Raw genomic sequence first — 11,538 nt, forward strand, 5'->3', positions numbered from 1 at the left:
CCAAAGGCAACAAGCCCCGCTTCGGTCAGCGTTGTTAACCTTTCCTAAACCACTTTCACAGATCAAAGACCGGCATCAGGGCGATGCGCGTTCCGTCGATCACCACTTTTCCCTGCTCGCGAAAGTTCACGGTGATCTTGCCTGCAATGTTGGACTGAACCTGTCCGACGCCCCATTCGGGAAAATCCGGGTGGCGGACAAACATGCCCGGTGCAAGTATAGCATTCATGTCTGTCATAGGGGCCTCCGGGACGTGCGGCAGATACAGTCGGAGGTACGCATGGGCGAGAGCAACGTCAACCTGGCCGAATTGATCGGTTCGCGGATTTGCCATGATCTGATCAGCCCGATCGGCGCGATCACCAACGGGCTTGAGCTGTTGGATATGGTGGGCGCCGTACAGGGCCCCGAGATGGAACTGATCTCGGGCAGTGTCGGAAGTGCCGGGGCACGTATACGCTTTTTCCGCGTTGCCTTTGGCTCGGCCAGTGATCAGCCGCTTGGTCGGACCGAAGTAACCGAACTGCTGAAAGATATCGAGCGTGCCGGGCGGATACGGGTCAACTGGAACCTGACCGGGCCAGTGCCGCGTAATCAGGTCAAACTGGCCTTTCTGGCGCTTATGTGCTGCGAAAGTGCCATGCCGCTGGGCGGCGCAGTCGAAATCGTCAATCAGGGCAACAATTGGATAGTGACCGGGGTTGCAGACCGGTTGAATGTCGATGGTGATCTTTGGAAGAACGTCGTGACAGGTCGGTTTCCCACCAAGATCACGCCCGCGCACGTTCAGTTCGCGTTGCTGCCTGAAACGGCAGCTGCGATGGGTCGGCGGATTGCCGTTGAAACCTCGGCAACCCGCGTGTCACTTCGGTTTTAAGCCCGGATCGTTCCGTTCCCGCGCACGAGATATTTGAAACTGGTCAATTGCGCCGCCCCAACCGGTCCGCGCGCGTGCATCTTGCCCGTCGCGATTCCGATTTCTGCCCCCATGCCAAACTCGCCACCATCCGCAAACTGAGTCGAGGCATTGTGCATCAGGATTGCGCTGTCCAGACGCTCAAAGAAACGGGCCGCTGCTGCGTCATCCTCGGTCATGATGCAATCGGTGTGGTTCGAGCCGTATTGCTGAATATGAGCAATCGCGGCATCAATATCGGCAACGGGCTTCGCCGCGATCACGCTGTCGAGGAACTCTTTTCCCCAGTCTTCCGCCGTAGCAGCAACTGTACCCTCCCCAGCGAGGACACCGTCGGCGTGAACCTCGACGCCTGACTGGACCAGTGCCGCAACCACGTCACGCCCCAGTGTGTCGGCGATATCCTGATGAACCAGCAAGCATTCAGCGGCTCCGCAAATACCAGTGCGGCGAGTCTTGGCATTCAGTACCACTTCCAGCGTTTTCTGCGGATCAGCAGCCTTGTCGATGTAAATGTGCACGATGCCTTCGAGATGGGCAAAGACCGGCACACGGGCCTCTCGTTGTACAAGGCCCACCAGTCCCTTGCCTCCGCGTGGAACGATGACGTCGACATAGTCGGTCAGCGTCAGCAGCTCCTGCACCGCAGCGCGGTCGCGTGTGGGCACAAGTTGAATGGCGTCTTCAGGCAGGTTCGCGGCCTTCAGCCCTTCGACCAGACAGGCATGGATCGCGGTTGAGGAATGAAAGCTTTCGGATCCGCCACGCAGGATTACCGCATTGCCCGATTTCAGGCACAGCGCCCCGGCATCCGCAGTCACGTTGGGTCGGCTTTCGTAGATCACGCCAATAACCCCCAACGGCGTCCGGACGCGCTGGATGTTAAGGCCCTTGGGCATATTCCACTCAGACAGAACCTCACCCACCGGGTCGGCCTGCTCCGCGACGGTTCTCAGCCCGTCCACCATGCCCTGAACACGCGCCTCATCAAGCATCAGGCGATCCATCATTGCGGGGCTCAGACCCTTGTCGCGGCCGAATTCCAGATCTTTTTGATTGGCTTCGATGATCCGTGCCCGATTGGCCCAAACCGCATCTGCGGCTGCAATCAGCGCTGCGTGCTTTCGTTCAGCTGTTGCGAAAGCCAGTTCACGCGAAGCGGCTTTGGCACGTTTCCCAAGATCTTCCATCAGAGCAGGAATGCTGTCGAAGTCTTTCATATCGCGTGCCTTTCAGATCATCTTATTGAAAGTTAAAGGGCCAGGTCGTCCCGGTGGATGAGGGCTGCGCGGCCTGGATAGCCCAGCGTCGATTCAATCTCAGAAGACTTACGCCCCTTGATCGCATCGGCTTCCTGCGCCGTATACCGGCTGATCCCCTGAGCCAGACGACGGGACTCCAGATCAAGGATGGCGACAGGATCGCCACGACCGAAATCTCCGGTCACTTCCACAATCCCGGCAGGTAGCAGGCTTTTGCCATTGGCCAGTGCCTTGGCCGCCCCCTCGTCCACTGTGATCTCACCCCGAGGTTTCATTGCCGAAATCCAGCGTTTGCGGGCTGCATGTGGATCCAATGTCGCAGTAAACCATGTGGAATTGGCACCGTTTTCAAGCGTTTTCAGAGGGTTCAGAACCGACCCTTCGGTAATCGCCATGGCGCAACCGCCCGCGGTTGCCATCTTGGCCGCCAACAGTTTTGTTTTCATCCCGCCTTTTGACAGGCCCGAGCCCGCATCACCGGCCATGGCTTCAATCTGGGGTGTGATCCTGTCGATTGTCTCGAAGCGCTTCGCCGAAGTGTCTTCCTTAGGATTGCCCGAATAGAAGCCATCCACATCCGACAGCAGAATCAGTTGGTCGGCCCCTACTGTCACGGCGATTTGCGCGGCCAGACGGTCATTGTCGCCATACCGGATTTCGTCCGTTGCAACCGTGTCGTTTTCATTGACGATCGGAACGACGCCCAACCCAAGCAGAGTTTCCAAGGTTGCGCGTGAGTTCAGATACCTGCGGCGATCTTCGCTGTCTTCAAGCGTCACCAGAACCTGCGCCGTGGTGATCCCATGGGGTGCCAACGCTTCTTCATAAGCGCGTGCAAGCCGGATTTGCCCAACCGCAGCAGCTGCCTGTGACTGTTCCAAGGGCAGCGCCGCCATCGGCAGGCCCAGAACGCCGCGACCCAGTGCAATCGAACCGGACGAAACAAGGATTACATCTTTCCCCTGCCCCTTGAGCCAGGAAACATCCTGCGCCAACGACAGCAGCCAGTCAGACCGCAGCAGGCCGGTGTCGCGATCAACCAGCAAAGCCGACCCGATTTTTACCACCAGACGGCGTGCCGAGGTCAGGGTTGCCAAGGCTGTGCCTCCTCAGCGGGTTTCTGACGCACACGGTTGTCGTCAATCTGGCTGCGCAGCGCCCGCAGAACTTCGGTTACACCCAGATGCGCCACACCGGACATCGTCATGACGGGGCCGCCCACGGCCTCCTCAAGCTCTGCGACGGCAAGGGCACGTTCTTCGTCATCCAGCGCGTCAATCTTGTTCAGAACAGTGATCCTGGGCTTTTCAGCCAGCTCGCCGCCATAGGCTTCCAACTCGTGAATGATCGTGCGGTAATCATCGGCGACCGTCGCAGAGGTGCCGTCGACCAGATGCAACAACACGGCACAGCGTTCCACGTGACCCAGAAAACGGTCACCAATGCCACGGCCTTCATGAGCACCTTCGATCAGGCCCGGGATATCGGCCACAACAAATTCGACGTTGTCCACGCCGACAACGCCAAGATTGGGGTGCAGCGTGGTAAACGGATAGTCGGCAATCTTGGGCCGCGCATTCGACGTGGCCGCCAGAAAGGTCGACTTGCCTGCATTCGGCATACCCAAAAGACCCACATCGGCGATCAGCTTGAGCCGCAGCCAGATTGTGCGGTCAATCCCCGCCTGCCCCGAATTGGCGCGGCGCGGGGCCTGATTTGTGGCAGATTTGAAATGCAGGTTGCCAAACCCGCCATTGCCGCCCTTGGCCAGCAGAACACGTTGCCCGACTTCGGTCAGGTCGCAGATGACGGTTTCTTCGTCTTCGTCCAGGATTTCAGTGCCAACCGGCACACGCAGAACGATATCGTCCCCATCCTTGCCGGTGCGTTGCTGCCCCCGGCCCGGTTGCCCGTTTTTGGCGAAGAAGTGCTGCTGATAGCGGAAGTCGATTAGGGTGTTTAGCCCATCCACAACTTCGGCCCAGACAGACCCGCCTTTGCCGCCGTCCCCGCCATCGGGGCCGCCGTATTCTATAAACTTTTCGCGTCTGAAGCTGACGCAGCCGCTACCGCCGGCCCCGGACCGGATGTAGACCTTTGCGAGATCGAGAAATTTCATGTGTGTCCCCTACTGCAAAGGCCCCATCGGCCACAAGTCAGAGTTTTTTACTGTATGTCCAGGTGGGCACATTCGCATCGCGCGCCACCGAATAGCTTTCCGCATCGCCCAGATACTGGAACCCGCAATGGGTCAGGACCCGGGCCGAGGCCGGATTATCCTGAAACACACTGGCAAACATCGTCGCGTTTTCCAGCGGGTTGGCGTTAACAAGCGCTTCCACAGCCATCGAGGCAATGCCCGTGTTCCAATAGATCGGCGCGACCCAATAGCCGACTTCAGACTGATTCCGATCAAGCCGTTTCAGCGAAATTACACCGATCAGTTCCGGGCCACCGTCCTTGGTGGCATCCATGACCCAGACGTCCTCGTCCCGGTTGTCAGCCATCGAACGGGTTACAAAGGCTTCGATCGAACCGGGGGCCAGTGGATGTGCAATACTGGTGGTCATCCGCGCCACGCGCTCATCACCTGCGTAATGCTCGATAAGGCCCATATCCGACCGGCGCAGGGGTCGCAGGTCGAACCGCTCGGTTTCAATGACCGGCTGATTTATTATTGTCTCAAGCTTCATTGGTGTGTTCCTCCTCCGAACAACACGAATAGTACGGACGCGACCGTAAGACCCGCCAACGTCCACATCAGATATTTTTCCGCCGGGCGACCTTCAACCGCATGCGCGATTCTATCCCCCGCAAAAGTCCAGATCGGGTGCAGAACAATCTGGCAGATCAACAAACTAAGAGCGATCGTGAGCGTTGCGTCAAAGCTGGACGTCCCCGCCGCGACAAAGCCCGTAAAACCTGCAACAATCATGGCCCAGGCTTTTGGATTCAGCGGATGCACGATCAACCCCGCCCAGAATCCCGGAGCATCACCAACCGCAGTTTCGCGCGACAGTCGCAAATTCGCGATCTTCCACGCCAGCCAGCAAATATATGCAGCCGAAGCATATTTCAGCGCCGCAAAGGCCGTCGGAACCTGTTCCGCCAGTTCCAGCAGACCAAAGCCCACGGGCCAGATAATCAGCTGCTTACCAAGCACGACACCGGCCACAAAAGGTAATGCGGCACGAAACCCATAGCGCGCACCCGTTCCCAGCAGGACCATGTTGGCCGGCCCCGGCGTACCGACCTGAGAGGCGGCAAAGATCAGGAAACTGGTGGTTGCGACTGTCATCGGTTCTTTCGATCACGACTGCGTTAAAACGAGAAAGGGGACCGGCACTTTGTGCCGGTCCCCCATGAATTTTTCTTAAACCTTCTGGGTCTCGGCTTACTCTGCGGCCTCCGCCACTGGCAGGACCGAAATAAAGGTGCGGTTTTTAAGTCCCTTGTGGAACTTCACGGCGCCATCGACAGTTGCAAAGATGGTGTGATCTTTGCCAATGCCTACGCCTTCGCCCGGCCAGAACTTGGTGCCGCGCTGACGCACGATGATGTTGCCTGCGATAGCGGCCTGGCCACCATACAGTTTTACGCCAAGGCGACGACCAGCTGAGTCGCGACCGTTACGGGAGGAACCGCCAGCTTTTTTATGTGCCATTCTCTCTCTCCTTAGCCTTTAGCCAATTCTTTGGCTTGCTCAACCCATTCGGGTTTCACTTTGACCGTTTCGATAGCAGCAATCTGCTCATCCGACAAGGCGGCCAGAGCGGCAAAGCTCTCGATACCGGCCTCAACCAGCTTCTTGGCGGCGGCAGGGCCGACACCGTTCAGTTGGGTCAGATCGTCAGCAGCGACAGCAGCGGGTGCTTCAGCCTTGGCTTCGGCTTTCTTGGCAGGCTTTGCAGCGGGTGCCGCCTCGCCAGCCGGAGCGGAACCGGTTGCAGCTTTGATGCCGGATTTGTCGGCGCCCGACGCCAGAATGTCGGTGATTTTGACCAGTGTCAGTTTCTGACGGTGGCCAACGGTACGCTTCGAGCTGTGCTTACGACGGCGTTTGACGAACTTGATGACCTTGTCACCTTTGATCTGTTCGATCACTTCGGCCTGAACGCCTGCGCCTGCAACGAAAGGTGCGCCAACGACCGGAGCGTCACCGCCCAGCATCAGAACATCGTTGAATTGAACTTTTTCACCTGCGTCGGCAGCCAGTTTTTCAACGCGGAGGATATCGCCCGCCTGAACCTTGTACTGCTTGCCGCCAGTCTTGAGGACCGCAAACATGCGTCTTTCCTTTTCTAACCCGCGTTCTGTGGTCCCCGGTTGGGTGTTTTGGCCCCAAGAAACTTGAAAGCCACCTCGAACAGCGCGCCCTTTTCGGGCTGTGTGAATGGCCCCTGACAACGTCATGAGGGCCAAATAATAACGATACCCGGCGCGGAAAACCGGCCGGGATGCGCGCTTATCCATAGATTACAGGTAAAAGTCAACACCAAAGCGGTGTCAAAGATCGGACGCCCTCAACGCCTGTGCAACCGCCTGCCCCAGGCGATAGGAAATATCATTGAACATGCGATCAAAGCCGTCAAACACGGCGTCATTCAGGGCCTGTCCCGTCTCGGTTCTGGAAAACGCGATATTTTCGCGCATCTGCGCCTCGTCCAACGGACGGTAGGCCATAAGAAGAAACGAATAAAGCCACTCCTCAGTGTCCTCGGCCCGGCTGTCTTTCTGCAACAAAAGCTCTGCCAGCAGTTCCTGATCATCGGTCCGCGCATCAATATCAAGTCCCTGAAAGAAGCTGTAGTCAGACGTCAATGCCCCCTGAACATTCTTTTCGATCAGGTCATTTGCCTCGATATATTCCTTGACCAAAGCAAACTGAGCGGTGCTGCGTTCTGCGGATTTGTAGGCTTCTCGGGCCATGTCTTCGATTGCCTGATCCGACATGGCGCGCCGGGCCGAGTTTTCCAGTGTTACGATGGTCTGGCCAAGATCGCTTTCAAAAAACAAGATGGCCTGATCAAGCTGAACATCGGACAAACCATCTTTGAAGGCGTTCGTCATGTGTTGCCGCATCCAAAGTGGATCGTAGATACGATTGACCTGCGACTCGAAAAAAGCGCCGCCCTTGTTGTCCAAAAAAGTATCGTCAAGAGTATCGCGGTGGCCCTGCCCCTCGTGAACAAGGATTTCCATCACCTGTGTCAGACGCATGGCTTTTGCCAATCGATCGACTTTTCCATCGGCATAAAGCGGCAGTGCCCAACACAAGGCGACCACAAATGCCAGAATAGCGCGCTGCATCAAATGTCCTGTGCCGGGTGCAATTCGGCCATCCGCGCGGCCAGAACCTCGAACCTCATGGCCATGATCTCATATTGGATGGCGTTCAACAGCTCGTAGACTTCCTGCATCAGCGGCTGTTCCAGCGCGTCAACATAAGTATCCACATCAGCGTCGGAAAAATCCTGATAGGTGTAGGCCGCACCCGCCAGATTAGAAAGTTGCAGTGACTGACGCATTGCCGGTTCATTTCGCTTGATCAATTCACGCAGTTCATCTCCGTTCAGCTGCAACTCGATGACGCCCGATGCGCTGGCCGCCAGCAGGAAGCGCACCTGAATTTCCTGCAAGGCACGCAACGCCGTACCTGTGGAATCGATCGCCGTGTTCATGCGTTTAAAACTTTCGACCCGTTTCGATCCGCTTTTGATCAGGTCAGAGATGATCCTTTGGCCTGCCAATTGCTTGACGTCATCGTCTTCTTGCATGTGTGAGGCATTTTCGGCCTCGACCAGACGCTGCCCCAGATCAGACGCGTAAAACTCCACCGCGTGTAAAAGGGCCTCGTCGCTTAGGGTCTGCTCCAAAATGGACACCGCGGTGTCGTGCATTGCACCGACTTCAAAAACCTCGTCCGTCAAACGAGACCAGTCCGAACCGAACCCCTCGGGGTCGACACCCAACATCTGCGGCGCGGACCGTGAGCTCAGGGCGATGCTTTCAAGAGCTACGTCAAAACCGGTCGTCGTCAGAAAAGCCTCAATCCGATCCCGGTTCGCCGCAGAAAGCTCCAGAGGAACCAGAACAAGCGCCAGAAACGGGGCGAGAAACCAAAAGGCGATGCGGTGTGCAAACTGTGTCATACCTTTCAGAGTAGGTGTTTTGCGCCGGCAGGCAACGGAAAATCCCGGCAATCACGATTTCCGGAATTTTCTGCTTGCGCCCCCGTTCGTTCCTGACTAAATCCCCCCCTCACAGACCCCCGCGGAGAGGTGCCGGAGTGGTCGAACGGGGCGGTCTCGAAAACCGTTGTGGGTGCAAGCCCACCCAGGGTTCGAATCCCTGTCTCTCCGCCACATTCCCAATATCGAAGGCTGTCAGAAAACGTCTTCCGGTCTGATTTGGGTTCTCAACAAAATTGCAAGTGGTCCGCTGTCAGAAACTATAGTGGCCTGGGTCACCCGGCGTGTTCTTGCCGTGAAATCTGGTGCAATCAGCGTAGCACGGCCCAAACCTGTATTCTGCTGAGAATTCACAGGAATTCCCCTTTGTATCTCCGCTACATTTAACGCATCCCGGCGACACATTTTCCAAAGGAGACACACATGTCGCGTATTCTTATCCTGATCATCATCGCCGCTGTCGGTGTTGGTGGTTACTACTATCTCAACCAGTCCGAACAAACTCCGGCTGAACAAGTGCAATCCGCAGCGCAGGAGGCGGGCGATGCAGTGGCTGATGCCGCGTCAACCGCTCAGGAAGCTGCGTCTGATGCGCTGGAAGGTGCAACAGAACAGGCCAGCGAGGCAGCTTCATCCTTGACCGAACAGGCGCAGGAAGCCGCATCGTCGGTTGCCGACCAAGCCAGTGAGGCAGCTTCGTCTGTTGCGGAACAAGCATCCGAGGCAGCACAGCAAGCCGGTGATCAGGTGGCGGCGCTGGCGGGTCAGGGACAGGAATTGCTGAGCTCCTGGATTCAGGAAGGCAAGCTGGACCCCACCAACTTCGACTATGAAGGTATCATGACCTCGATTCAGGACAGCACATTGGCCACGGATCTGAAAGAACAGGTGATCAAGATCGTAAATGACATTAAAGAGTCGCCTGAAACCATCGCCTTGAAGATTCAGGAACTGACCGCGCTGTTGACGCAGCAATAACAAAGAAGGGGCCGGTAGCCCGTTCCCGGCCCCTACCCCGCGCGCCAATTTTCCAGTCGTGCCCTTACGTTATCGTTTCTCTGAATTGACCCAGTGTGTGGCTTTTGATTGGCTGCCCCGACAACACATCCTCACCCCGGGGTCGCCCGTTGGCAATCTCCTGTTTAAGGGGGTGTGCGCATTGAACAAGCCATCTTGAGGATGATCCCATGACTGACCTGCCCCAAACAATGAAAGCTGCCATCCTGAAACACGGCGGGTACTCGGCCACTTCGACCGGACCGGTTATCGAGGATGCAGCAGACTGGCTTGAAGCAGCAGAACTGCCCGTTCCCAATCCCGGCCCCGGTCAGGTTTTGATCCGCCTGCGCACGTCGTCGGTCAATCCGTCCGACCTCCACTTCATCAAGGGTGAATACGGCCAGCCGCGCGTCAAAGGTACGGCGGCTGGTTTCGAAGGCTGTGGCGACGTCGTTGCAACCGGAAAAGGTGCCGAGGCGCTGAAGGGACAGCGCGTCGCTTTCGTGGCCGCAGGTTCCGGCGCCTGGGCGGAATACATCGTGACGCAGATGCAAATGTGTATTCCTTTGCGTCCGGATATTTCAGATGATGACGGCGCCGCGCAAATCGTCAACCCTCTCACCGCGATGGCGATGGTGGACATGGCAAGGGAAGACGGCGATGCATTTGTGATATCCGCTGCGTCCAGCCAATTGGGAAAACTGATGTGCAGCCTCGGGCGTGATCTGGGGTTGAAACCCATCGCGCTGGTGCGCCGGGCCGAGACAGTCGATACGCTGAAAAGTCTTGGAGCAGCCGAAGTGCTTGTGACGTCCGATCCTGAAATCGTCGAGAAGTTTGCCGCAATAAGCACCACGCTGAAACCTCGGGTCTTCCTTGATGCGGTGACGGATCAACTGTCCGAGAAACTGTTCTGCGCCATGCCCAACCGGGCGCGCTGGGTCAGCTACGGCAAACTTTCGACCGAAGCGCCAACGCTTTCTCAGACCGGCCAGCTGATCTTCATGGGCAAACGGATCGAAGGTTTCTGGCTGACGCACTGGATGATGTCGACACCGCCCGCTGACCAGATGCGGGTTGTGGCCGAAGTTCAGGCCCGCTTTGCCGATGGTCGCTGGAAAACGGATGTTTCCGAACACCTTACACTCGAAAATCTTGTGTCGAATCTTGCCGATGCGCTGAAAAAGAGTGACGGAAAGGTGATTATCACCCCATAGTAGAACTCACCCGCGTTGCCGGAGGATACACGTGGGCGGCAGAAGACGCTGGAAAACCGGTGGAGGGAGGACAGTGTGGATAATGCGCAGCTGCTGATTAGCGGGCTGGCGAACGGGTGTGTCTACGGCCTGATCGCGCTTGGCTTTGTATTGATCTACAAGGCAACCGAAGCGGTGAACTTTGCGCAGGGCGATTTCATGATGCTGGGCGCATTTGTGACCATCGGCCTGACAAATACCGAATATATGGGGTTGCCGTTCTGGCTCGCTCTGCCTGTTTCATTGGGAATCATGGGGGCGCTTGGTTATCTTCTGGATCGCCTGATCATTCGCCGCCTGTTTGGTGAAAGCCAGACCGCCGTTGTCATACTGACCATTGCTTTGGGCTTTGTGATCCGTTTCGTTGCCGGTCTGATCTGGGGGCACGAGCCGCAAACGCTGCAAAACCCGCTTGCGGGCAAAGAAGTGCGTATGGGCGGTCTTGTACTGGGGATGGAGGATGTCGCGATAATCGTTGTCACGTTGCTGCTGACATGGGCACTCTATGTTTTCTTCAGCCGCACCAAGCTGGGTCTGGCGATGCAGGGCGCCTCGCAAAACCAGCTGGCAGCTTATTACATGGGCATTCCCGTCAGGCGTGTTCAGGGATGGGTCTGGGCTTTGGCTGGAGGCGTTGCAGGAATTGCCGGAATTCTCTTTGCTGCAAAAGGCGCTGTGGATCCGACAACCGGACTGCTGGGCATCAAGGCGTTTGCCGCCGCCGTTATCGGCGGATTCGGCAGTTTGCCGGGTGCATTGGCCGGAGGGCTGATTGTCGGCATTATCGAACCCTTCGCCAGCCGGTACATTGCGGCAGGTTACAGCCAGGTCGCGCCATACGCTTTGCTGCTTGCCGTCCTGATCTTCCGACCAAACGGGCTATTCAGTCAGGTCCGGGTCAAGAAAGTCTGAGC

General features: G+C 57.2%; 14 protein-coding genes and 1 tRNA gene. 5 read left to right on the top strand and 10 right to left on the bottom strand.

Going from position 1 to position 11,538, the window contains the following annotated elements; all coding sequences use genetic code 11:
• Positions 1 to 55: 55 nt before the first annotated feature.
• On the bottom strand, positions 56 to 238 hold the full coding sequence (locus ACR0CE_RS03325) for a DUF3553 domain-containing protein (RefSeq protein ID WP_267364751.1): 183 nt from the start codon (positions 236 to 238) through the stop codon (positions 56 to 58).
• Positions 239 to 280: 42 nt separating this feature from the next.
• Here ACR0CE_RS03325 and ACR0CE_RS03330 point away from each other — a divergent pair, with 42 nt between their 5' ends.
• The gene (locus tag ACR0CE_RS03330) at positions 281 to 877 is read left to right on the top strand and encodes a histidine phosphotransferase family protein (RefSeq protein WP_480537855.1); all 597 of its coding nucleotides are present in this window, start codon (positions 281 to 283) and stop codon (positions 875 to 877) included.
• Here the strand turns inward: ACR0CE_RS03330 and ACR0CE_RS03335 are convergent.
• From ACR0CE_RS03335 to ACR0CE_RS03375, 9 genes are all read right to left on the bottom strand, one after another.
• Entirely contained in the window at positions 874 to 2,136 is a 1,263-nt protein-coding gene (locus tag ACR0CE_RS03335; protein WP_480830920.1) for a glutamate-5-semialdehyde dehydrogenase, read from the bottom strand. The two genes, ACR0CE_RS03330 and ACR0CE_RS03335, sit on opposite strands and share 4 nt — an antisense overlap.
• Before the next feature lie 32 nt (positions 2,137 to 2,168).
• A complete protein-coding gene (proB, locus tag ACR0CE_RS03340) occupies positions 2,169 to 3,275 on the bottom strand; it encodes a glutamate 5-kinase (RefSeq protein WP_480830922.1) in 1,107 nt (368 codons plus the stop codon).
• On the bottom strand, positions 3,263 to 4,297 hold the full coding sequence (gene obgE / locus ACR0CE_RS03345) for a GTPase ObgE (protein WP_209596239.1): 1,035 nt from the start codon (positions 4,295 to 4,297) through the stop codon (positions 3,263 to 3,265). Before obgE ends, proB begins: the two co-directional genes overlap by 13 nt.
• A 37-nt stretch (positions 4,298 to 4,334) precedes the next feature.
• Entirely contained in the window at positions 4,335 to 4,871 is a 537-nt protein-coding gene (locus ACR0CE_RS03350; RefSeq protein WP_480472732.1) for a GNAT family N-acetyltransferase, read from the bottom strand.
• Entirely contained in the window at positions 4,868 to 5,476 is a 609-nt protein-coding gene (locus tag ACR0CE_RS03355; RefSeq protein WP_480830924.1) for a LysE family translocator, read from the bottom strand. Before ACR0CE_RS03355 ends, ACR0CE_RS03350 begins: the two co-directional genes overlap by 4 nt.
• Before the next feature lie 96 nt (positions 5,477 to 5,572).
• On the bottom strand, positions 5,573 to 5,842 hold the full coding sequence (gene rpmA, locus ACR0CE_RS03360) for a 50S ribosomal protein L27 (protein WP_050602452.1): 270 nt from the start codon (positions 5,840 to 5,842) through the stop codon (positions 5,573 to 5,575).
• An 11-nt stretch (positions 5,843 to 5,853) separates the two neighbouring features.
• Positions 5,854 to 6,465: a 50S ribosomal protein L21 gene (locus tag ACR0CE_RS03365; protein ID WP_267364761.1), complete on the bottom strand. Its 612-nt coding sequence runs from the start codon at positions 6,463 to 6,465 to the stop codon at positions 5,854 to 5,856.
• A 219-nt stretch (positions 6,466 to 6,684) separates the two neighbouring features.
• Positions 6,685 to 7,488, bottom strand: a complete 804-nt coding sequence (locus ACR0CE_RS03370) for a DUF2059 domain-containing protein (protein WP_480830926.1) — start codon at positions 7,486 to 7,488, stop codon at positions 6,685 to 6,687.
• Positions 7,488 to 8,330: a DUF2059 domain-containing protein gene (locus ACR0CE_RS03375; RefSeq protein ID WP_480830928.1), complete on the bottom strand. Its 843-nt coding sequence runs from the start codon at positions 8,328 to 8,330 to the stop codon at positions 7,488 to 7,490. The genes ACR0CE_RS03370 and ACR0CE_RS03375 overlap by 1 nt, the downstream gene beginning before the upstream one ends.
• A 123-nt stretch (positions 8,331 to 8,453) precedes the next feature.
• On the opposite strand from ACR0CE_RS03375, the gene ACR0CE_RS03380 reads away from it, so the two are divergent.
• The 4 genes from ACR0CE_RS03380 (at position 8,454) to ACR0CE_RS03395 (ending at position 11,536) form a co-directional block, all read left to right on the top strand.
• Positions 8,454 to 8,543, top strand: a tRNA-Ser gene (locus ACR0CE_RS03380).
• A 249-nt stretch (positions 8,544 to 8,792) separates the two neighbouring features.
• Positions 8,793 to 9,347 carry a hypothetical protein gene (locus ACR0CE_RS03385; protein WP_480830930.1) on the top strand — a complete coding sequence of 185 codons (555 nt, stop codon included), beginning with the start codon at positions 8,793 to 8,795 and terminating at the stop codon, positions 9,345 to 9,347.
• A gap of 209 nt (positions 9,348 to 9,556) precedes the next feature.
• Positions 9,557 to 10,585: an alcohol dehydrogenase catalytic domain-containing protein gene (locus tag ACR0CE_RS03390; protein ID WP_480830932.1), complete on the top strand. Its 1,029-nt coding sequence runs from the start codon at positions 9,557 to 9,559 to the stop codon at positions 10,583 to 10,585.
• A 75-nt stretch (positions 10,586 to 10,660) separates the two neighbouring features.
• Complete coding sequence (locus tag ACR0CE_RS03395; protein ID WP_480830934.1) at positions 10,661 to 11,536, top strand: branched-chain amino acid ABC transporter permease; 876 nt, start codon at positions 10,661 to 10,663, stop codon at positions 11,534 to 11,536.
• The last annotated feature ends 2 nt before the right edge of the window (positions 11,537 to 11,538 follow it).

The organism is Ruegeria sp. L11 (assembly GCF_056531755.1).